16 protein-coding genes are annotated in these 23,052 nt (G+C 38.1%); 4 read left to right on the top strand and 12 right to left on the bottom strand.

All coding sequences use genetic code 11. The features are described 5' to 3' along the window. Nucleotides 1-151 precede the first annotated feature (151 nt). On the bottom strand, nt 152-2,605 hold the full coding sequence (locus VEZ01S_RS07250) for a glycogen/starch/alpha-glucan phosphorylase (RefSeq protein ID WP_021713368.1): 2,454 nt from the start codon (nt 2,603-2,605) through the stop codon (nt 152-154). 471 nt (nt 2,606-3,076) lie between these two features. On the opposite strand from VEZ01S_RS07250, the gene malT reads away from it, so the two are divergent. From malT to VEZ01S_RS07230, 4 genes are all read left to right on the top strand, one after another. Further along, nucleotides 3,077-5,782 (top strand): HTH-type transcriptional regulator MalT, encoded by a 2,706-nt coding sequence (malT, locus tag VEZ01S_RS07245; protein WP_021713367.1) that lies wholly within the window; start codon nt 3,077-3,079, stop codon nt 5,780-5,782. Between the two features lie 181 nt (nt 5,783-5,963). Next, nucleotides 5,964-7,865: a polysaccharide biosynthesis protein gene (locus tag VEZ01S_RS07240; protein WP_021713366.1), complete on the top strand. Its 1,902-nt coding sequence runs from the start codon at nt 5,964-5,966 to the stop codon at nt 7,863-7,865. Nucleotides 7,866-7,910: 45 nt separating this feature from the next. After that, nucleotides 7,911-8,819 carry an NAD-dependent epimerase/dehydratase family protein gene (locus VEZ01S_RS07235; protein ID WP_021713365.1) on the top strand — a complete coding sequence of 303 codons (909 nt, stop codon included), beginning with the start codon at nt 7,911-7,913 and terminating at the stop codon, nt 8,817-8,819. Further along, complete coding sequence (locus VEZ01S_RS07230; protein ID WP_021713364.1) at nt 8,816-9,364, top strand: sugar transferase; 549 nt, start codon at nt 8,816-8,818, stop codon at nt 9,362-9,364. Before VEZ01S_RS07235 ends, VEZ01S_RS07230 begins: the two co-directional genes overlap by 4 nt. 407 nt (nt 9,365-9,771) lie before the next feature. On the opposite strand, the gene VEZ01S_RS07225 is transcribed toward VEZ01S_RS07230, so the two are convergent. The 11 genes from VEZ01S_RS07225 to VEZ01S_RS07175 all read right to left on the bottom strand — a co-directional run bounded on the left by VEZ01S_RS07225 (nt 9,772) and on the right by VEZ01S_RS07175 (nt 23,052). Further along, nucleotides 9,772-10,905, bottom strand: coding sequence for a glycosyltransferase family 4 protein (locus VEZ01S_RS07225; protein WP_021713363.1), 1,134 nt, complete (start codon nt 10,903-10,905; stop codon nt 9,772-9,774). Further along, entirely contained in the window at nt 10,892-11,725 is an 834-nt protein-coding gene (locus VEZ01S_RS07220) for a glycosyltransferase (protein WP_021713362.1), read from the bottom strand. The genes VEZ01S_RS07225 and VEZ01S_RS07220 overlap by 14 nt, the downstream gene beginning before the upstream one ends. Before the next feature lie 154 nt (nt 11,726-11,879). Then, on the bottom strand, nt 11,880-12,923 hold the full coding sequence (locus VEZ01S_RS07215) for an EpsG family protein (RefSeq protein ID WP_040890399.1): 1,044 nt from the start codon (nt 12,921-12,923) through the stop codon (nt 11,880-11,882). Next, nucleotides 12,923-13,987 carry a glycosyltransferase gene (locus tag VEZ01S_RS07210; RefSeq protein ID WP_040890398.1) on the bottom strand — a complete coding sequence of 355 codons (1,065 nt, stop codon included), beginning with the start codon at nt 13,985-13,987 and terminating at the stop codon, nt 12,923-12,925. Before VEZ01S_RS07210 ends, VEZ01S_RS07215 begins: the two co-directional genes overlap by 1 nt. A gap of 1 nt (nt 13,988) precedes the next feature. Then, entirely contained in the window at nt 13,989-14,846 is an 858-nt protein-coding gene (locus VEZ01S_RS07205; protein WP_162889460.1) for an ATP-grasp fold amidoligase family protein, read from the bottom strand. A 78-nt stretch (nt 14,847-14,924) separates the two neighbouring features. Further along, the gene (locus VEZ01S_RS07200) at nt 14,925-15,857 is read right to left on the bottom strand and encodes a glycosyltransferase (RefSeq protein ID WP_021713358.1); all 933 of its coding nucleotides are present in this window, start codon (nt 15,855-15,857) and stop codon (nt 14,925-14,927) included. A 3-nt stretch (nt 15,858-15,860) separates the two neighbouring features. Beyond that, nucleotides 15,861-17,177, bottom strand: a complete 1,317-nt coding sequence (locus VEZ01S_RS07195; protein WP_021713357.1) for a flippase — start codon at nt 17,175-17,177, stop codon at nt 15,861-15,863. 916 nt (nt 17,178-18,093) lie between these two features. Further along, nucleotides 18,094-19,173, bottom strand: coding sequence for a UDP-N-acetylglucosamine--undecaprenyl-phosphate N-acetylglucosaminephosphotransferase (gene wecA, locus VEZ01S_RS07190; RefSeq protein WP_021713356.1), 1,080 nt, complete (start codon nt 19,171-19,173; stop codon nt 18,094-18,096). Between the two features lie 294 nt (nt 19,174-19,467). Continuing rightward, nucleotides 19,468-20,334, bottom strand: a complete 867-nt coding sequence (galU, locus tag VEZ01S_RS07185) for a UTP--glucose-1-phosphate uridylyltransferase GalU (RefSeq protein WP_021713355.1) — start codon at nt 20,332-20,334, stop codon at nt 19,468-19,470. Nucleotides 20,335-20,366: 32 nt separating this feature from the next. Continuing rightward, the gene (manA, locus tag VEZ01S_RS07180; RefSeq protein ID WP_021713354.1) at nt 20,367-21,578 is read right to left on the bottom strand and encodes a mannose-6-phosphate isomerase, class I; all 1,212 of its coding nucleotides are present in this window, start codon (nt 21,576-21,578) and stop codon (nt 20,367-20,369) included. A gap of 58 nt (nt 21,579-21,636) precedes the next feature. Beyond that, on the bottom strand, nt 21,637-23,052 hold the full coding sequence (locus VEZ01S_RS07175; protein WP_021713353.1) for a phosphomannomutase: 1,416 nt from the start codon (nt 23,050-23,052) through the stop codon (nt 21,637-21,639).

Raw genomic sequence — 23,052 nt, 5'->3', positions numbered from 1 at the left:
CTCCGAAGACGAAACGCGCCTTCAAACATGTATATGTGTGGTTGAACATTACCGCACTCAGTCAGGCTGATAGCCTATGCTCAATGCGGTAATTTGTCCTAACTCAGCAAGTCACGATTGTGAGCTTGCCGAGCCAGAACGCGGATAGCAATTAACGGTGAACAGGCTCTAGTTTCCAGATATTGTTCACGTAATCACGAATTGAACGGTCTGAGCTGAACTTACCGACCAATGCGGTGTTCAATATCGCTTTTTTCGCCCAACCCGACTGGTCTTTATACTGCTCGCCCATCTCTTCGTGCGCTTTCACATAAGACGCGAAATCCGCAAGACATAAGTAAGGGTCACCGCCGTCAAGAAGGCTATCGAACGTGGCGCGCAACTTGCCAGGCTCACCCGGAGTAAACTCTTCACCCAGTAGCAGATCCATAGAAGCTTTGAGTAGGTGATCTGAGTTGTAGTAGTCAAACGGGTTGTAGCCCCGAGCACGAATGTCATTCACGCCGTCCACATCCAAACCGAAGATATAAATATTTTCATCACCGACTTCTTCACGGATTTCAACGTTTGCGCCATCCATCGTACCGATAGTCAGAGCACCGTTCAGCGCCATCTTCATGTTGCCCGTGCCCGATGCTTCTTTACCGGCAGTAGAGATTTGCTCAGACACGTCCGATGCTGGGATGATGATTTCAGCAAGGCTTACGCGGTAATCCGGCATAAACACCACTTTAAGTTTGTTGCCAATGCGAGCATCGTTATTGATCTTCTCAGCAATCTTGTTGATGGCGTAGATGATTTCTTTTGCTAGGTGGTAACCCGGCGCCGCTTTCGCTGCAAAGAACACCACGCGTGGCGCCATATCAAAATCAGGTTCGTTCAATAAACGATGGTACAAAGACAAGATGTGCAGCATGTTTAGGTGCTGACGCTTGTATTCGTGCAGACGCTTGATTTGCACATCAAAGATGGCATTGGTATCAAGCTCGATGTCCATGTTCTCTTTCACCCAAGTTGCAAGACGCTGTTTGTTCTCTTTCTTCACCGCCATATATTGCTTTTGGAAGGCTTTATCGTCTGCAAAACCTGAGATATCCGACAGCTGCTCTAAATGAGCAGGCCACTGATCGCCAATCTTTTCAGTGATCAAAGCTGATAGACCTGGGTTACAGAACTTCAACCAGCGACGCGGTGTGACACCGTTAGTCACATTGTGTAGACGCGTTGGATAGAGTTCATCAAACTCAGGGAACAAGTCTTTCTTAACCAAGCTTGAGTGCAATGCCGCTACGCCGTTGACTGCGTACGAACCGACAACACAGAGGTTTGCCATGCGAACCATGCGGTGGAAACCTTCTTGGATAATAGAAAGTTTACGTTGTTTCTCTACATCGCCCGGCCATTTCGCGCGCACTTCCATTAGGAATTCATGGTTAATGCGGTAGATGATTTCCATATGACGAGGAAGCAGACGTTGAATAAGTGACTCAGACCAAGTCTCTAGTGCTTCTGGAAGTAAGGTGTGGTTGGTGTAAGCAAACGTCTTGGTAGAGATAGACCATGCTTTGTCCCAACCAAACCCTTTCTCATCCACTAAAATGCGCATCAATTCAGGGATAGCGATAGTTGGGTGCGTATCGTTTAGCTGAACGGTTTCGTATTTAGGAAGATCAACCAGTGCGTGACCCGCTGCTTCGTGACGACGTAAAATATCGCGAATAGAGGCCGCTGAGTGGAAGTACTGCTGCATTAGACGCAGAGTTTTACCTTTCTCGTGGTTGTCGTTCGGGTACAGCACTTTAGTAATGTTGCCCGCATCAATCAGCGAGTGCTGAGCTTCAAAGTAATCACCGTTGTTAAAGCTTTCTAGAGAGAAAGGTGCGATAGCTTGGCATTCCCACAAGCGAAGTGGGTAAACCGTGTTTGATTCGTAACCCACGATTGGCAGATCCCAAGGCATAGCTTTAACCGTCATGCCCGGCACCCAGCGGCGTTTTTCTTCGCCGTTTTCCATCACCACTTCTACGTGACCGTAAAAACCAATCTCTTGTGCGATCTCAGGACGGACTAGTTCCCACGGATAACCTTCAATGCCACGCCACGCATCCGGCGCTTCTTGTTGAGCCCCCTCTTTAAACGATTGCTTGAATAGACCGTATTCATAGTGCAGACCGTAGCCCACCGTTGGGAATTCTTGAGCCGCACATGAATCCATGAAACAAGCGGCTAAACGACCTAAACCGCCATTACCTAGCGATGGGTCACGCTCTTCTTCAAGAAGATCAGTCAGGTTAAAGCCAAGCTCAGCCATGGCGTCCGTTACGTTTTCGTAAAGGCCCATGCTGATCAAGTTATTGCCCGTTAAACGGCCAATGAGGAATTCTAACGATAAGTAGTTAACGCTTTTTGCGTCCGTAATTTTCTTATCCGTTTCTGTTTGCAGAAGATCAAGAGTCGTAAATTCAGCAAGGGCTTGGCCCATCGCTAAATACCATTGACGAGTTGATGCGTTTTCTTCTGTTGTTGCGTAGGTCGCCGTCAGGTGTTTCTTGACGTTTGCTTGAAATTGCTTTTTATCAAATTTTTTTTGTTGAGCTGGCTTCATAAAGGAACTCTCATTGTTTTAGTAATTTCCGTCTGTAACCATCATCCTTTAACACCTGCAAGGCTTCATCCTCCTATTACAAGGAGGATAAGGAGGAGTATCAGGGGCGTAGAGGAGGAGAGAAAAATGACTTCTTGAGCAAGATCTCAATAGCAAGGGTCGATACCATACACAACAAGACGAGCATCACATATATCGTGCAAACAATACGCAATAGACAGCACCGATATGAGATCTTATGCATTTCAAGGATTAATAAAAATGAGACTCAAATCACACAGTGATTTTTAAATAACCTTCTTTTTATAAAATCTTGTGCAAGTTGAGCAATTCAGAAAGGCAAAAACAGGCCTAGATTCGATCTTCATCACAAATCTGAGGCGTAGAACGCAGAAATTAAGGAATCATGAACAAATAAGTAGCAGGATCGGCACATCAGGTTAATTTGTCGATATTAAAAGGTACGTAAACATGTGGATTCCATCGAAGCTCACTCGCCCCGGTCGCCTACACAATGCGATTGTTCGTCCGCGTGTTTTGGATTTACTGCAACAAGCCCCTTTTTATAAACTGGTCTTGCTTCGCTCTCCAGCAGGTTATGGCAAAACCACCATGGCCGCACAATGGTTGTCCGATAAAAACCATGTTGGTTGGTACAATCTTGATGAGAGCGATAATGACAGCAACCGCTTTATTAACTACTTCATCTTAGCCTTAAATAAAGCCACAAATAACGCTTGCAGCAACTCACAAGCATTGATCGAAAAACGACAATATTCATCGTTACACAGCTTATTTGGCGAGATCTTCGCCGAACTGACCAACAACCTACACGAATCTTATCTGGTGTTTGACGATTATCACTTAATCACCAATGAAGAAATCCACGAAGCCATGCGCTTTTTTATCAAGCACATGCCCGACAATCTCACCGTCGTCGTCACCAGTCGCTCTAACCCACCACTGGGCACCGCCAATTTACGCGTGCGCGATTTAATGATTGAAATTAACGACGATTTATTGGCGTTTGATTTAGAAGAGACCACCCGCTTTTTCAACTTGCGCATGAAAGAAGAGATTGACGAAACCACCGCTAACGAAGTGCGCACTTATGCCGAAGGTTGGCCCTCTGCCATGCAGTTAATTGCGGTACAAGCCTTACAGCAAAACAAGCCCATTCAGCAATCACTGGGGGGAATCAGCGAGTTCAACCACACCCATTTGTGGGATTACCTTGCCGAAGAAGTGTTTGATTTTGTTGATAGCGCCACCAAAGAGTTTTTAATGCAATGCTCAGTGCTCAATCACTTTAACGACGAGCTGATCATCAACGTCACCCAAAGAGATGATGCACTAGCTATGTTAAACAGCCTCAATAAGTTTGGGCTGTTTTTGACCACCTCATCGACGGAAAACAACTGGTATCGTTTTCATAATTTATTCAGTGAATTTCTCACCAATCAACGCCTAACACATATGCCGCAACGTGAAGTGCAGTTGCAAACCTTAGCCGCTCAATCTTGGCTCAAAATAGGCCGGCCAACCGAAGCGCTAGTGCATGCACAAAGAGCTAAAGACTCCACCTTGTGTTCCAACATCATGCAAGAGCACGGCTGGCGAATGTTCAACAATGGTGAACTCAGCACATTAGAAAAAGCCATTGCCGAACTCGATACCGAACAGCTATACAATACTGCGAAGCTGCCGCTATTGCGGGCTTGGCTTGCACAAAGCCAGCACCGATTTGCCATTGTGGGGGATTTGCTCTCAGAAGCAAAACAAGAACTGGCAAAACGTAACATAGAACTGTCCGTTAAAGACAAAGGGCAAGTCAACGCACTACGCGCGCAAGTGGCCATCAACAAAGGCAACCCCGAAGAAGCATTACAACTGGCTGAATTAGCCCTCAGCCAAATTGACAACAACGACTTTAGAAGCCGAATTGTTGGTACTTCGGTCATCGGTGAAGTCAACCATGTATTAGGACGCTTAGATCGCGCCCTACCTATGATGCAACAAACCGAAAAGCTAGCGCGTCAATATCAAGTCTATCACCATGTACTATGGGCACTGATTCAGCAAAGCGAGATTTTAACCGCGCAAGGTTACATCCAAGCCTCATTTGAGCTTCAAGACCAAGCCTTTAAAGTCATTGAAGAGCACCATTTTCAGCAAGTACCTTTACACGAACACCTATTACGAACCCGCGCTCATATTCTATGGTGTTGGAACCGACTTGATGAAGCCGAGCTATGTGCTTATAAAGGTATTGACGTCCTTGCAAATCAGCAAACACGTCACCTGCACAATTACGCCATCTTAACTCGCATCGCGCTAGGCAGAGGCGAGCTTGATAAAGCAGGACGCTTTGTAAAAAACATAGAAGAGCTGCTTGCCGAGTCCAACTACCACGTTGATTGGTCAGCCAGTGCGTCTTTTTCCCAACTGTTGTACTGGCAAGCATGTAACGACCGCGAAGCCATCGGAAACTGGCTAGCACAAACGGAACATCCGCAAAGTGCCAGCAACCACTTCAATCAACTACAGCTACGCAATATCGCACGCGCACAAATAGCCTGCGAGCGACTCGATGAAGCAAGCCGCACCATTGCGCGCCTACATCAACAAGCCCGCGAGCACCACTTAGTCACTGATACCAACCGCAACCTCATTGTCGAAGCGGTACTGAATATCAAGCAAAAAAACGAAGCACAAGCGTGCGATAACCTACAACAAGCCCTAAGCATGACCAATCAAACCGGCATGCTAGCCAACTTCATCATCGATGGCGCCTCCATAGGCAAACTGTTAGAAAAACTGGTCAACAAAGGCCACCTCGCCGATCTAGAACGCCACCGCGCTCTACAATTACTCAAAGAAATCGGCAACAAACAGCGCAGCCGCGCCGTGCACTTTGATGAAGACTTCGTCAACCAATTGGTCAACCACCCCAACATCCCTGAGCTGATCCGCACCAGCCCCCTCACCCAACGTGAATGGCAAGTGCTAAACTTAATCTATTCAGGCTTTAGTAATGAACAAATTGCTCAAGAGCTAGACGTAGCAGGGACGACGATTAAGACCCATATTCGGAATTTGTACCAGAAGTTGAATATTGCCAATAGGAAGGAAGCGATTGAGACGGCTGAGAATTTGTTGCGGTTAATGGGGTATTGAGTGGCTTCTAATCACACAGCCAAGTGAATATGAATTCATAGAATAGCCGCATAATATTCATGTAATCTTAGTCTGATAAGGAGTTGTTACATTCAAGCGATTGATAATTAACCACTGATCTGCAGACAACTGTAACGATAAACGTTAAGATAAACATTGGATTGTCATAAGATGCGCCTCAATGTTCAAACTTAAAACTATTTGGGATTTACCACGAGTCACTAAACGCACCATTAGTGTCGTAATTGACTCAATTTTCATTATCACTGCCTACTACGCCGCTCACTGGGCACGTTTGGGCGATTTGATGTGGCTTCCCAAATATGACAATCACAACGTACTGCTAGGTACGTTGGTCATTACTATTTTTGCATTTACTAAATTAGGGCTATACCGTGCTGTGCTAAGGTACCTTACCTTCCATGCTCTGTATGTCGTTAGTTTAGGAACGCTGATCTCTACCTTCTCTATAGGTTTACTTGCCTATTACTTCAATTCAGATGTACCACGTTCAGTCCCTGTTATTTACGGTGCGTTTCTCGCGCTATCATGTGGTGGTAGCCGATTAATTATTCGTGTTTTAGTTAGTCAGTCATTTGATAAAAACCGTAAAAATGTTCTTATTTACGGCGCAGGCTCTGCAGGCCGTCAACTAGCACTTGCCCTTCGCACATCCGAAACTCATAAAGTAGTGGGTTTTATCGATCAAGATAAAACCTTAGACAACACTATTTTGATGGGGCTTAAAGTACTTAAAACTGCACAAATTGAAAAACATATTGATCGACACAACGTCAAACAAATCCTATTAGCGATACCTAGTGCTTCTCGATCTCGCCGTAAACAAATCATTGATGAATTAGTTAACCTACCTGCCGAAGTCCTCACTATTCCAGACATGGGCGATATCGTGTCAGGCAAAGCGAAAATCGATGAGCTAAAAGACGTCGCCATCGAAGACTTACTTGGAAGAGACCCCGTTGCGCCTCAACAATCTTTAATGGAAGCAAACATTAAAGACAAGATTGTGATGGTTACTGGTGCAGGCGGTTCAATAGGCTCGGAGCTTTGCCGTCAAATATTAAAACAAAGACCCAAATCTATTATTTTATTTGAACTCTCTGAGTTCGGTCTTTATCAAATCGATAGAGAACTGCAACTACTCTGCAAAGAAAATGATTTAAACGTCGAGATAATCCCGCTTTTAGGATCAGTACAACGCATTAATCGCCTATCTGTGGTAATGCGAACCTTCAATATCCAAACGGTTTATCACGCAGCAGCCTACAAACACGTACCTTTAGTGGAATACAATACTGTAGAAGGCGTAAGAAACAACGTCTTTGGCACATACAACACCGCTAAAGCCGCAATTGAAGCCAAAGTAGAATCATTTGTGTTGATCTCTACAGACAAAGCCGTGCGCCCAACCAATACCATGGGTGCAAGCAAACGAATGGCAGAACTCTCTTTACAAGCCTTAGCGGCTGAATCCTCACATAACACCCGCTTCTGTATGGTGAGATTTGGTAACGTACTTGGTTCGTCCGGCTCAGTTATCCCGCTATTTAAAAAACAAATTGCAGCAGGTGGCCCAGTAACGGTTACCCACCCAGATATCATCCGCTACTTTATGACGATTCCCGAGGCCGCCCAACTGGTAATCCAAGCAGGCTCGATGGGCAAAGGGGGGGACGTATTTGTTTTGGATATGGGTGAACCCGTACGTATTGCTGACTTAGCTGAGAATTTAATTAACCTCTCAGGGTTAGAAGTTAAAAACGCAGAAAACCCACTGGGTGACATCGAAATTAATTACTCAGGCCTTAGACCTGGTGAAAAACTCTATGAAGAATTGCTCATTGGAGACAATGTAGGAAAAACCGCTCACGAAAGGATTATGACTGCAAACGAAGATTATTTAGCCCTAACTGAATATGATGCATTAGCGAAAATACTTGATAAGGCATGTCATGATTTTGACCATCAATCGATACGTCAAATTTTGTTAGATGCACCTACGCAGTTTAATCCTACTGATGGTATTGAAGATCTTGTTTGGAAATCCAAACAAATCATTTAGCATTATATTGAAGTTAAAACCCGTTACACCAATAAAGGTATTCAAGTGTATAAATATTTAGTCACTGGCGCTAACGGTTTTGTTGGTTCAGCTCTTATGGAGCGCCTATCTGATCAAGCAGTAGCGGCAGTTAGAACAGCCAGCAATTCAAAATTTATTAATACTAAACACATAGATGATATAAACTCAAACACTGACTGGAGCAACTGCCTAGAAGGTATTGACGTCGTAGTTCATTTAGCCGGTATTGCGAGCAAAAGTGGCTATTCGAGCGATGAATACAACGAGATCAATAATCTAGGAACAGTTAAATTAGCAAAAGATGCAGCAGAAAACGGTGTAAAAAGATTTATCTTTGTCAGTACTATTGCTGTCATGGGCCTAACAGGCACATTTACTGAAGAATCTGAGGTGAACCCTCAAAATGACTACGCAAAATCCAAATTAGCGGCGGAACAGGGGCTTCAACAATTAGCATCTGAAACTAACATGGAAATAGTCATTCTTAGACCCACCTTAGTTTATGGCGCCGGAGCAAAAGGTAATTTCGTTGTATTGCAAAAACTAACGGAGCGCCTACCTGTCTTGCCTTTCGCAATGACTAAGAATAAACGTAGCTTTATCTCACGTGAGAATCTCGTTGATTTAATCATAACCTGCGCGACAAAAGATGAAGCCGCAGGACAAACATTTTTAGCCTCTGAAGGGCCAGCACTCTCAACGAAAGAATTTACCAATGCAATCGCAAAAGGATTAAATTCTCGAGTGACTCAACTCCCCTTCCCTGGATCTATTGCTAAAATCTTATTTAAACTGATTAATCGTCCAACAATGTACAGTCAGCTATTTGAAGATCTAGAAGTAAAATCGACCAAATTAAAAGACATCCTTAACTGGACAGCACCAAAATCAATTGCGCAAAACATGGCAGAATTAAAAGAGACAAAACAATGATAAGAATATTCGACTTCCTATTTTCATTCTTTGGCCTGATATGCTTATCGCCAGTGCTAGCCATAGTGACTATCGCGGGTTACTTTGACACAGGTTCCCCAATTTTTATGCAAACTAGAATGGGCAAACACAAAAAGCCATTTACCTTAATAAAATTTCGCACCATGAATGTAGAGACGAAATCAGTCGCTAGCCATCTTGCAAGCAGCAGTTCCATTACAAAGTTTGGGCAGTTTTTAAGAAAAACCAAACTCGATGAACTACCACAATTAATCAATGTATTGAAAGGTGAAATGAGCCTGGTTGGCCCTAGACCAAATCTTATGACACAAGACGACCTTATCCAAGAAAGAGAGTCTAGAGGTGTTTATTTAACGCTTCCTGGTGTTACAGGGCTTGCACAGGTAAATAATATTGATATGTCTACGCCTCAACACTTAGCTGAGACAGACAAGAAAATGATTGAGGAAATGACAGTAAATAATTACTTTAAGTTTATTATTATGACGGCTACAGGTAAAGGAACGGGCGATGCTATTAAATAAACTATACCTACCACTGAAACCAAACAAATATCGCCATCACACGAGGTTTCCAAATAAGGCTTTAACAACTGTCATTTAGTGAATGTTCTTTTTGAGATGTCTCTAAACTCGATAAAAAATTGACTCATAGCCAGACGACAGCAATAAATGGACCTTATCCATTTATTGCTGTCGTCTTTGATTACTAGAGAAACCATTTCGTTGCGGCCTGATCGTTTGATAAGATCTTCCGCTTCTGTAGTGTCCTGCGAATTATACTGTTAAGAGAATCAATGCTATGATTATACACTCATCAAAGCTCGCGTTCTGCAAATAGGAGGTATCCACCACCAAAAATTGCGAATTAAATTCTCAGATTATATCCAGGTTGTTAATAGGAAAATTATCTAACTATTATTATTCCTAAATTATGACAGTAAATTTCTATAAAACTCGTTATTCTGGCAAATAATTGAATCATTAGTAAATCGGTCTAAAACCAGATTTCTCCCTTCTAATCCATAACTATATGCAACGTCATCATTTGATATAATAGTCTCTATAGCATTAGCTAAAGATGAAATATCACCTGGCCTACAAGTATTACCGTTCAAGTTATCTATACAGATATCTTTACAACCACCAAGGCTAGTGGTAACAATAGGACGACCACATGATGCAGCTTCGATCAATATACGTGGAACTCCCTCACCATAAGTCGTTGGAAGCGCTACGAGTGTGGACCTTTGAATCAGATTTGGTATATCATCTCTTTTTCCAAGCCATACAATATCTCCACGTTCACCTAATTTTTCTATCTCAGCTTTGGAGTAACCTGTTCGAGAGCCCTCATCCAGTATACCTGCGACGTGTAACTCTAATTTATACCCTTTTTGTAATAGCATATTTTTTGCTTGGATAAGTTCGGATAAGCCTTTATCTTTTAAAAGCCTAGCCGCAAATAAAATAATCTTAGGACCAACTTCAGAGGGAGGATGGTAAATATACCGGTCTATATCGACACCTGCACCATACACTCGTACTGCCTTACTACTTGTCACAACACTATCATTAACCAATCGATCCAAGTCATCTTGACTTTCAAATAAAGCTAAATATCCCTTGGTTTTTGATCTTATTTTTATCAATCTTTTCAGTATATCAAAATAAATACGATACTTGATATCAGTACTAGTACTCAACATCCCAAGACCAGCAAAACTTGAAACTAGTGGTATATTAAGGAATCTTGAAATTAGGCCGACGTAAACGTTTGGCTTGATAGTTACAGAGTGTAATAAGTTCGGTTCAATTTGTTTAATAACTTTATATATTTGATAAAAAGAAACTATTTCATTTTTTATAGAAACTGAACTTCTTGATAGAGAAATACTGTGATATATCAATCCACTATTTATTATCTCCTCTTTATACTTATCATCGGTAGATGATAGAATTACGTGGACTTCAAATTCGTCCAAAGCAGATATAGCACGATCAAGCCAATGTAATGAAAAGTACCAATCGACATTACATACGAATACTAATTTATTTTTTTTCATAAGACTTAAAAACCCTTATCTTCAAAAATTCAATAAAAGACCTTGGTATAAACAATAAATTAATCGTTTTAAATAAACCAAAGTAGCTATATAAAGATAAATAATCAAAATTAACACACTGAGCTTTTAAAACTGATTTAAGTTGCAATTTTCGGTTTGTTAATGATAGACCTTCAAATCTAACTAAACACTTAGTTACGATAGCATCAACATTTCCTGTTGGAAAAAATTTTGTTACTCTTAAAAAGAGTTCATAATCTTCTGCATGTTGATATTTACTTGAATAAAGAAAATCTAATTTCAATTTTCCTAAGTCAAGTAAAACTGTAGGATGAACAAAACAAGTGCGATACTTTTGTTTTGCCGCTATTTCGTCGGATACTAATGGCGGTCTTAAAAACAACTTTTCTGATTTATCTTCACTGAAATATTCCACTCCTCCACCAACTAAAGCAAGGTCTAGTGACTGCAGAAGGTTTAGTTGTTTCTCGAATCTGCCTTTAACATTAATATCGCATGCATCGAGACGAAATACAAACCGTATCCCTTCAGTATAGGAGAACTTCAGACCAGTATTTAATGCTTTGATAATTCCTTGGTTTTCATGCAACGTAATCACTACTATATTCTGTGAAAAACTATGAGATGACAATAGATCTACGACAGGTTGTTTACTACCATCATCAACTATCAAAACGTTGAGTTCTATTTCATCATTTAGACTTTCTAACGTAGCAACTAATCCTTTATTATCATTATAGCTAGGAATTAACACTACTGAATCAATGCTTCTATCTAGCGTTCCAAATATTGATCTCATCTTATATATTTCACCATTTATATGAAAAGTAAAAATTAAATTATTATAAACAATGTTAGTTAATAATATAGCTTATAACAAGCTGAAGTAATATATACCACAATTAAATGGACGACTAACATTCTTACAATAAGAATATAAACTACTATCTAATTTATAAAAATGACGTAGCTAAATCTAAATACTGTATTCTATATCCCCAAAAATCTAATAAAAACCTAATGATGATTACTAGTATTAAAAACCACTCAGTAAACGTCCCTTTTAACTTTCCATTCCACTTAACTACAACCAACGAAAACATAAAGTATAATGCTAATGGTTCAAAGCGGTCTGACAACTGCCCAAAACATGCAGTCACTGCGAGATAAAGCAAAAATAAAACAACGAACCGATCTAATAGATGTCGATAGTTTAGCTTAAAGTTTACTATGAAAGCTAAAAATGCAGTATATGTAAGAATTTTTTTAATTAAATAAGCACTTTTACCACTGAAGGGTAAACGTGCATAGTACCCACTTCCCCAATCCCCAAAGAAATAAACCTCATAGTGAGAACCAATCAAACGTTCAACGCCAAGATGTTGTACGAAAAATATTAATTTATCTTGAAAGTAAGGAGTGATAAAAGACAGCGTTAATAACAAACAAAATAATAATGTCGCTATGTTTCTTTTAATAACAAGATAGTTAGCTAACAAAAGAATAAATATTGGAATTATAAATGTTACATGAACAATTATTGAACAAAAGAATAAAATAATTGACTTTATTTTGTTCGCATAAATTAATTGATAACAACCAAAAATAAAAAAAGCGGTAGATATACCGAACCTTACTCCACTAACTAAAATAAAATAGGGTAAAATAATCAAGGATATGAAAACCAAGAATAGTGATGATAGCTTCTTGATTTGGATATATCTAGTAGCAATAGATGACATCGACAAAATTACCAGGAAACTAGTTAGGACTGCTAATATTTGTTTAGGTAAACCAAGAGTAACAAATGAATAAATTAATAATGATAACCCCTTATACTCTGCCAAATAATTGAAGTCATTTGTTGATGCAAAAGCTTCGTATCGCCAATAGTGTCTAAACAAGTCTTCAGCAGAACCAGGATCATAACTAAAAAACGGTAAGGAGATCAGAAGAGCCAGAAGAACAAATACACTATATTTTTTTGAAATTTTCATTATAAAAATCTTTTTATGACTTCTAGATATTCTGTTCTAGCCTTAGATTCGGAAAAACGAGTTGTCGCATCCATCCAAATAAGATCGCGATCATAAGAATACTCTTTAAATCTGACTAAATTTTGGACAAGCTCGTCAGTATCTCTAAAAACCCTTCCATTAGTATCATTAATTATTTCATTTACACCGCCTTTGCAATCTACACTCCATACAGGTACACCATATGACAAAGTCTCAATCATTGCATTAGGAAACCCCTCATGTAACGATGACAAAATAAATAAATCATATTCATTGATAATACTCATTACTTTATCGTCGTAACCTTTAAAGTTTACCCTATATCCACAATTTAGATCTTTAGCCAATTTTTCTAAGCTCTCACTTTCAGAACCAGTACCATAAATATCTAATTTTAATTCAAATCCGCTATAAAAATTTTGAATAGATTTTATTAATCTATCAAATCCTTTCTGTTTTTCTAATCTACCAATACAGATCAAATTTAATGTATCTAACTCTTTCTTTTTCATTTTAGGTCGATCAACTACCGAATCTACGCAATTATTTATAATTTTATAATTGTCTAGATTACTGACCTTAATAGCGTCTTCCAACATATCAATAGACTGGAATACCTTAAAATCAGATACTTTCAATGATAGTTTATACAACCACAAATAATAAAAAGGGTAATTATTAGTTTTGAATTCTTCTGTGATAACATTTGTTTCTCTACTAATTAAAACAAAGTTTTTAGAAACTAACTTAATTAATGATAACATTATATTAAGTTGTGTAATCGTACTGAAGACTATATCGGGCTTATAGTCTTTTATATATCTCTTTACTTTAATAATTGAACGAAAAATACTTTTAATATCTAATACGTCAATATGAATATGCGGCCTAATTTTACTGTAATTGATTCCTTTACTACTAATTAATAATACCCTAATATCAACATCAACAAAGTGCTCATCAACCCAGTTGACTACTTTAATGAACATCCTTTCAGCTCCACCCCCACCTAGTGATGGAATAATGAACAGAATCTTTTTCATATTAATAAACCCAATATTTACCTAACCAAAAATCATACTCTCGATGATTAAATTTCTCTAAACCACTTCCATGAGCAAAGGTAATTTCTCCAAAAATTATTTCTCCATCAATATTATAAAAATCAACTCTAACGTAGTCAAAATCTAAAGAGAGTTGGCGTGCAAGTTTCAACATTTCATCAAAATTACGAGGTTTTGCAATATCTGTCTTTACAATTGGATATTCAGTTGTAAAAGGTATCCATCGAAAATTTTCATCATAGAAAGAACGACTATGATGAGTATTTCGTTCAAAATCAACTTGTACAAATGTTTTCACTTTACCTTTATTTCTGAATACGTGAAATTTATAATCAAGTATGTCATTATTATTTTTATCTACGAGTTTCTTCTCTAGTAATATTTTTCTTTCTATTTTTGAATACCAACGCTCTTGGTTTATACTTCCAAAATCAATATTCATTTGCTTATTGATACTATCAACTATAATTTCTAACTCTCTGTCTGTAGTGTGCTCACCAATACCAAATACTGGACCAGAGTTATGATTAGCCTTTATAAACATATCACCAAAACTATCAATTTTTGATTTGAGCTCTTTTACAGTGATATTTTCATATACGGCTATATTTTTATTTACGTACTCCTCTCCAATGAGATCTGCCACATACTCCTTTACCTTAACTTTATCACTAAGCTCTACATATCTCTGATCTGACCAATGCATTTTTCTATACATTAATTTTTCGCTGAAAGATGAAGGGTTTTTCGTATTAAATTTATAACCATGATATTTAAAGAAAATCATCTTCATATATAGCTTTGGAAAAAGTTTGCGAATTGCAGTTTTTATAAACACGATTATTACCTTTAAATTAATCAGAATTTTCATCTACATAAAAAATATCTAATGAAACTACCATACATGTAGTTAGGATCAAACATTCGACTTCATATTAAATAATTCGCCAATTTCTTTGATTCTATGTGAAATAAGATGTCTATCGAGAATTAATTGTCTTCCATTTTCTCTTACCTTAAGGTACTTTTCAGGATTATGTCTATACTCTTCAATTATTTTATTAAAATTGGCTTTCTCAAAAATAACCATGTTTGAACTATTGAAACCAAGGCTATCAAGGTCTTTACAACTCTGCCCAATAAGCAACGAACCAACAGCAGCTATCTCAAGATATTTTGGAGTTACTAAATCATATTGAGGATCTGTCGATCCAGCGGCAATAACGGCATCATACTGACTAATCCACTGAAAGAACTCTTCATCAGAAAACTTTTTATTCTCAACGCCTGAGTTTTCAAAGCTAGTAATGTTTTTTTGATCTCTACACCAGTTTCGAACATCATAAGCTGGAGATTTTTTTCCTCCAAATATGATGACTTCGTTACCAACACATTTAATATTCCCTTCATAAATAAACTCATCAGGTACAGCCCAAGGATAATGAATAAATTTATTTTTAGGAAATTTAGGAAAATGATAGAAGAAAGGAGCATTATATTGAGACAATACATATGTAACATTATTATCAATTACATATTTTTCTAACCATTTTTTTTTGCTGTGAGGATCACTAAGAAAAAATGCTATTTTATGCTCAAGACTATTATCGTAATTTATTTTTGGTGCAGCCCATCCTGGCTCCATAGAAACTATATACTTTATTTTTTTCTTAAGCAGATTATACTCTAGTTGTGAACTTATTATAATTGGATTATATTCTCTTATAAAGGCATTTACATAATATGGAGCAAATATACTAACCCATTTATTTTTTTGATGAAAACTCCAGTTCAACACTAGAGCAATTTCACTTGTATTTTTTAAGTTACTTCTAAATTTTTCAAACATATTTTACCTATTTTTTAATAACCTAGCCATAGAAAACACAATATTAAGAGACCTAAGTTTCATAATGAATATCTCTCTAGTTTCTTTAAAAATTGCATCATAAAAAAATCCAGTAACCGCATAAGAAATTAAAGTGCTGTATGCAGCACCTATTATTCCCATTCTTTCAATCAAATAAATATTTAAAATCACATTAACTACCGCACCTAATGCATATCTATACATAGAATGCATAGTCAAATTTTCGACTAATAACCATTTTCCACTTACAGCAGTCATTCCAACAAATATTCCAGCCCAAATATGTATAACTAAAACAGATGAAGAGGTAGAAAACGCGTCTCCATATAATAGAGCTATGATTCTATCAGAAACTAATACTGTAAATATAGAAACAATAAAACCTAATACTACCATTACGTCGAATAGCTTTTGAATTAATTTTAAGTATTTATCTTCAGATATATCTTTCGCCTTCATTATTAGAGGAAAAATTGACGACGTTATGATTAACGGTACAAAATACCAAGACTCACTTAATCTTGCCGCAGCAGCATAATTACCAACGGCATCTAAACTCAACATTTCTTTGATCATAACTTGATCAACTTTCATGTAGATTGAATAGGCAATCCCACTAAGTATTAAAGGCCATGAGTCCTTTAGTAATCTACGTGCAACTGTAGGATCAAATTTGAATTTTGAAAAATTAAGATTATTTTTACTTGTGACAAAAAAGTAGATAAAGCCTAACGATAAAACGAAGCTATCAACAACTAATACATAAATAAAATAGCTTAAATTCCCTGACGACATAATTAAGTATATTTTTAAAATACTACTAATAAATAACATAATTAAGTTCGCATACACAGAATATCTCGACAAAACATGAGCTTGGAAATAAAGATCTGGTACTGTAAAAGCATGAAATAAAACAGATATTCCCGCAATAAATATTAAACTTTTGACATACGGGTCACTAGATGTAAATTGTATAGCAATAGCTATCATAACTAACACGAAGAATGAAGCAACTATTTTTAGTGTAAAACTAGTTCCAACTATTACTTCATTTGATTTGTCATTTTTAACAAGCTCTCGAATGACTACTCCATCAAGCCCCAAGGTTGCTATGACAGTAAATAAACCAATAAAACTTTGCGCATATGAATATGTCCCAAAGTCTTTAGGCCCCAAATACCTGGCAATCCAAATACCTATAAAAAGTGCAACAACTAGTCTGAGAATTTTTTCGACAAGAAGCCACATGGTATTCTTCACATATTTTAAGGTAGCTTCATTTTTAGCTATTTTCATTATTCACTCAATCCAATAGATTTAAAAATCTAATGTCATATACTTTAATATATAAAGGTTATTATAATAAGTTAACGTATTACAGTTATAAATTAACATAAATATTACTAATATAAACAAATTTCATCGCTGCTTTCCTAACATGTTAGTTAAGTAATTTTAATCCATCATACACGTCATTCGTTTTCTATTAATATTAACCTTGAATCTGTTCTACTTACTTCAATTTAAAAAAGTTTGCCTAGTTTTTACTAATGACTATAACCGAACATCCATTCTTTACCAAGGCAAGCACCCTATCTAAAGTTCATAAATAGTTAAGACATATTATAAATCCAAGCTTTAGATAACTATGAAATAAAACATAAAATAATCGTAAATTCTTATTCTTTTATTTAACTATACCAAAACAAAGTCCAAAAAATACAAGGCTAGTCTTATGTTTATCTAAACTCTTTAAATAAGAGCATCTTTGTGCTACTCGCCTAACACGCTACCGCCCAGAGGATTATTCGAAATTCCACTATTCGTTCATGTTCTATTAATTAAATTTTTAAATAAGTATGTTAGTTATAAACATTGAACATCAAATTGTTACATAGCAATCAAGATTTGATAAGGAAACAATAGAAATCTTTATAGCTCCTTTTGTAACCAGACTTTTCCAATTGTACATGACTTACATCACAAATAGAAATACCTTATAAGGGTTCTATCTACCAAGAACTCAATGTACCACGAACCGGCCACAGCTAGGCCTTGATCGAAAAGCCCTTTTCGTTCGTTAACGCACCTTGTTTGGGGGGGGGGGTACAATCTGATTTAAGAAAAAAAGCCCTCAAAGAATCAATTCTTTGAGGGCTTTTAAACGTTCAACAAAAACCAAATACAACTTAGTTATCACCAAATGTCATTTTCAAGGCCTGACCCCACTTTTCCACTTTCTAACTATCTTCGCCATCTGAAACGAGTGTGTCATCCAGTAGGTATGGAATAAGAAGCAACCGACAATGGTGTAGAACATCACGTATTCTGGTACGTAGAAGTATTCGCCAAGTAAGCCTATGGCTGAGTAGATTATTTGAGTGACGCAGATCACGACTAACGCTTCGCGTGGGGTGAAACCGATGCGCTGCATAATATGGTGAAAGTGCTCACGGTCAGGGTGAAACGGTGAGTGTCCCTTGCGGATACGGCGGATCATAATGGCCATCATATCAATCAATGGAACCGCTATAAGCCAAAGTGCAGTTACCGGCCGAATCACATAGTGACCGACGTCACCTTGCGTTCCACCAATCAAGATCCAAATTACAGTGAAGCCGATCATCATACTACCAGCATCCCCCATAAAAACTTTACGTACTTTACCGAAATAACCTAGATTAAATAAAATAAAAGGAATCAAAATAACAATAAATACAACGCAGAAATAGGCAGCTTTAGTAAGACCGTGGCTATAAAAGACAATACTAAGTGATGCAAACACGACGGTGGTTAACCCACCCAACAAACCGTCAATTCCATCGACCATATTAAAGGCATTAATAGCTCCAATTACGGCAAACATGGTCACAACAATGTCAACATAAGGAGGAAACTGCCACGTACCAAATCCGAGAGCATTACCAATATGCGACAATGTGATACCGGTGTAATGAATCATCACTAGAGTAAGTATTGCTTGAATTCCCATACGCAATTTATAACTAATATCAAAGCGATCATCCAACACCCCAATAATCACCAAAAGGGTCAAACAGGTTGCGAAGATACCCGGGTGTTGCAATTCATCAGCATTGACATACAAGAAATACAGCACGGTAATACTAATTGAAACTCCACCGACTAAAGGGACAACCCCCTGGTGAAGCTTACGTGCATTTGGTTTATCAACTAAGCCTATTAGATATCCCACTTTGCGCATGCAATAAAGCACCGCAAGTGATAAAAAGAAGAACATCGAGAGTTCGATGATGTACTCAAAAACTGACATGACAGAAGGCCTATCTTGAATGATTAAAAAGAGGTAAAAAAGATTTTTTGTAAACTTAAAGGTGTAGAGATTTAGCTTATGCGGTGTCAAAAAACAGAGGGATTATCCTTCATTTAGCGACAAAAAATGGGGGTAAAACAACAAATAAAACCAATGCAAAGCTATGATGACCAAAATACATGCTAAGAAAGCAGATAATGCCCCAAGTAAACATTCACTGCTAAACATAAATATTATTAAGGGCTTATTTAGCAAGAATAAAGCGATAAGCCCTTGCAACAAGAAAATCTTATCTTAAACTTTCTTGGTAGAAGAGCGGTCGATTTTCACTTTACTGCCTTTTAAATAAACATTCTGATAGCAATAGTTAGTAGCTTCGATATAACCTTCCACACTTCCGCAGTCAAAACGCTTACCTTTAAACTTATACGCAATCACGCAGCCACTTTTCGCTTGCTCTAGCAATGCATCGGTGATCTGGATCTCACCACCTTTACCGGGCTTAGTATCTTGCAAAATATCAAAGATATCAGGAGTTAAAATATAGCGACCAATAATAGCCAGATTACTTGGCGCTGTACCTTGTTCTGGTTTTTCAACCATGTCGGTAATACGAATTAAGTCATCACTTAAATGCTCACCTGCAATCACACCGTATTTATGTGTTTCTGATTCAGGCACTTCTTCAACCGCAACAATAGAACAGCGGAACTGACGATATAACGCAGCCATTTGTGCTAAAACACCTTCCTGCTCACTGATACACAAGTCATCAGCCAAAACCACCGCAAAAGGATTATCGCCCACCAATTCTTTGCCGGTTAAGATTGCATGCCCTAACCCTTTCATCTCGCGTTGGCGGATAAATGTATACTGCGCAGAATCAATCAAAGAACGAATATCATCTAATAGGGGTTCTTTGTTGGTACCTTGAATTTGATGCTCTAATTCATAATTCTTATCGAAGTGATCCATCAATGAGCTTTTACCACGGCCTGTAACCACCGCCATGCTAGACATACCCGCTTGAATCGCCTCATCAACACCGTATTCAATAAGTGGTTTATTGACGATAGGCATCATTTCTTTTGGCATTGATTTTGTGGCAGGTAAAAAACGTGTGCCGTAGCCAGCGGCAGGGAATAAACAGTGTTTAATCATGTTTGTTATCTTTCTATGACGTTGAGGAAGTGTTAGTTAAAAGCTCTAGCGACTTGGCCTTTGGATTTTAATGTGTAGGCATTTGCGTAAGCTGGGATGAAAAGAGATTCACCTTTATTTAGGGTGATAGATTCACCTGAAGAGTGAATCACTGTTGCTTGGCAATCTATGGCAAACAATATTTCTGCACTATTAACCGGCACGCTTTCGTTTTCAGGTTTTATAAAGCAATTGAATTTAAAATCAGGCACAGGGACAGCATAACTCTGTTTGTTGCCTTGGATGTTTGGCTCAAGTAACAAGGTGTTTTTGTTCTTTTCTTCAAATAAAGTGCAACTGGCTAATTCTTTAATATCAATATGCTTCGGCGTTAACCCTGCTCGTAGTACATTGTCAGAATTGGCCATAATCTCCAATGCTGTTCCTTTCAAATATGCATGCGGAGTACGAGCATCGAGGTACATTACCTCACCAGGTTGTAAGGTTAATACGTTTAGCATCAATGGAGCAAACAAGCCGATATCATTGGAATAACTTTTAGAAAGTTCAATAATAAGTGCAGGTAAGTCGTTAGGTATCTCTACGTTTTGATTAGCCTCACAATAACGTAGCAATTGCTCAAGTGAGCGATATTTTTCTTCACTTTCAAGCGATAGAACACCTAGAAAGAAACACTCTAAGCCATCTGAATCTGGATTAGCGATAAACTCAGCAAGTAGTGTTTCAATTACAGGAATATCAATGCTATGAACCAATTCTGAAAATAGCTCGATGATATTATCAAAAGCTCGGAAGCCATTCATGGCTTGGTATGGTGTTAAAGCATACACTAACTCAGGCTTATGATTAGAATCCCGATAATTTCTAGTAGGGCATTTTTTTTCAATACCTTCAGCGTTCTCACGGGCAAAGCCAACTTCAGCTTCGTGTTTATTTGGATGAACCTGAATAGAAAGTCCCTTTCCTGCTGCCAATACTTTAAATAAATAAGGCAATTCACCAAACTTTTCAGCTGTAACTGGTGAAAGAATCGACTTTGGATTTGAAGCAATAAACTCTGACAGTAGCGTCACTTGTTCATCGACCACTATTTTTGAACACCCATTAGCGTGAGCACCCATCCAAATTTCTGCTTGTGGTTCTTGTCGTGGGTTATCGATATCAAATAACTCTTGAATCGACGTTTTACTTCCCCACGGATAGTTTTGAATCACATTGGATAGCTTAAATAGGTATTTTGACATAAATCTAATCCTGACATTGCTTAGTACAATCAACCAAACAATGTCTTATATTTCTCATCTACAGCTTTTGAACTGCTGCAAGCACTTTTGTTACAAGGTCTGAAGCATGTTTCGTGTCACTGGCTTCAGTATAACAACGCAACTCAGGTGCATTACCTGAAGGACGTAAATGTACAATGGTATTATCAGATAGCGTCAGCCTCAAACCATCAACAGTGTTAACATCAACGACAGATAAACCATCTAAATTTAGTTTATTGATGAGCTGTTGAGGATTTAGTTTACCATCCTCTAAAATACCGACACTCTTAGCGGTAGCAAAGTTCTGAATACGATCACTATGAGTAAAACGCTTTGGCAATGCGTCCACAAGAGAAACAATACTTGAACACTTACTAGCCGATAACAGCATAATAGCCGGCAATACTGCATCACGAGTTGGTAACGCTTTCAGTGTTTGTGCATTGATTTCAATATCACTACCAAGCAAAAAACCACCGTTTGCTTCAAAGCCAGCCACACTTGAGTAATGACTATTAAGCTCTGCAAATTCCGCAACCACATACGGAGAACCAATTTTAGTTTTTGATACACTCTTAAAGCTCTTAGACTGCTCAATAATAGTATTACAACTAACTGGTATAGCTAATGCTTCTACATTCATCGCTTCAGCGCATAGTAAACCAAGAATATCACCTCTTAACCATACACCATTTTCATCCGCAACAAGTGGGCGGTCACCATCACCATCGGTTGAAAAAATAAAGTCTAAGTTATACTGACTTGACCAATTTTTCGCTTTTACTTTATCAACTTCGGCAACTGCTTCAGTATCGATAGGCACAAACTCATCGGTACGTTCCAATGAAATTACATCTGCGCCCAATGCTTCGAACAATCCTTGGTACAAATCTCGCCCAGCACTAGAATGCTCATAAATACCAATGCGTTTACCTAGTAGTAGGTCTGACTTAAATAAATCAGTATAACGAGCTACATACTGCTCAGCCGCTTTATTTGAAACTGTTAACGGCTTAAAAGTAGGCTCTTCGAACCCGACTTCTGCATTAATGATCGACTGTTCATCAGCTTTAGTGATTTCGCCATCTGGTCGGTAAAACTTAATTCCATTTCTATCAAAAGGAATGTGACTACCAGTGATCATGATACAAGGGATATCTTCCTGCATTGCCGAATAAGCAAGTGCCGGAGTTGGAACTACGCCATAATATATTGGCTCTAAGCCCATTGATTCTATGGCCGAAATTGTAGCTTGCGCCATAGCAGGGCTACTAGGTCGATTATCAATGGCAACCGCAACCTTACGAAAACTAAACGAATCTTGAATACCATTTAAAAAGGCGTGTGCAAACGCCGCACATACACTGGGAGTAAACTGCTCAACCAAGCCACGTGCACCACTAGTGCCAAATTGAATTCCAGATTCAGCGATTACTTTGTTAGAAACAAACAT

Origin of the sequence: Vibrio ezurae NBRC 102218 (assembly GCF_000467185.1) — a bacterium.
Taxonomy (GTDB): domain Bacteria; phylum Pseudomonadota; class Gammaproteobacteria; order Enterobacterales; family Vibrionaceae; genus Vibrio; species Vibrio ezurae.
The sequence above is the reverse complement of the archived record's forward strand: the minus strand, read 5'-3'. Positions and strand labels throughout refer to the sequence as shown.

Bases quoted from the DNA above. Each gene is read 5' to 3' on its own strand.
- VEZ01S_RS07240 (WP_021713366.1), top strand. From the start codon at position 5,964: ATGTTCAAACTTAAAACTATTTGGGATTTACCACGAGTCACTAAACGC.
- manA (WP_021713354.1), bottom strand. From the start codon at position 21,578: ATGTCAAAATACCTATTTAAGCTATCCAATGTGATTCAAAACTATCCG.
- VEZ01S_RS07225 (WP_021713363.1), bottom strand. From the start codon at position 10,905: ATGAAAAAAAATAAATTAGTATTCGTATGTAATGTCGATTGGTACTTT.
- VEZ01S_RS07200 (WP_021713358.1), bottom strand. From the start codon at position 15,857: ATGTTTGAAAAATTTAGAAGTAACTTAAAAAATACAAGTGAAATTGCT.
- VEZ01S_RS07210 (WP_040890398.1), bottom strand. From the start codon at position 13,987: ATGAAAAAGATTCTGTTCATTATTCCATCACTAGGTGGGGGTGGAGCT.
- malT (WP_021713367.1), top strand. From the start codon at position 3,077: ATGTGGATTCCATCGAAGCTCACTCGCCCCGGTCGCCTACACAATGCG.
- VEZ01S_RS07230 (WP_021713364.1), top strand. From the start codon at position 8,816: ATGATAAGAATATTCGACTTCCTATTTTCATTCTTTGGCCTGATATGC.
- VEZ01S_RS07250 (WP_021713368.1), bottom strand. From the start codon at position 2,605: ATGAAGCCAGCTCAACAAAAAAAATTTGATAAAAAGCAATTTCAAGCA.
- VEZ01S_RS07220 (WP_021713362.1), bottom strand. From the start codon at position 11,725: ATGAGATCAATATTTGGAACGCTAGATAGAAGCATTGATTCAGTAGTG.
- galU (WP_021713355.1), bottom strand. From the start codon at position 20,334: ATGATTAAACACTGTTTATTCCCTGCCGCTGGCTACGGCACACGTTTT.
- wecA (WP_021713356.1), bottom strand. From the start codon at position 19,173: ATGTCAGTTTTTGAGTACATCATCGAACTCTCGATGTTCTTCTTTTTA.
- VEZ01S_RS07195 (WP_021713357.1), bottom strand. From the start codon at position 17,177: ATGAAAATAGCTAAAAATGAAGCTACCTTAAAATATGTGAAGAATACC.
- VEZ01S_RS07175 (WP_021713353.1), bottom strand. From the start codon at position 23,052: ATGTTTGTTTCTAACAAAGTAATCGCTGAATCTGGAATTCAATTTGGC.
- VEZ01S_RS07215 (WP_040890399.1), bottom strand. From the start codon at position 12,923: ATGAAAATTTCAAAAAAATATAGTGTATTTGTTCTTCTGGCTCTTCTG.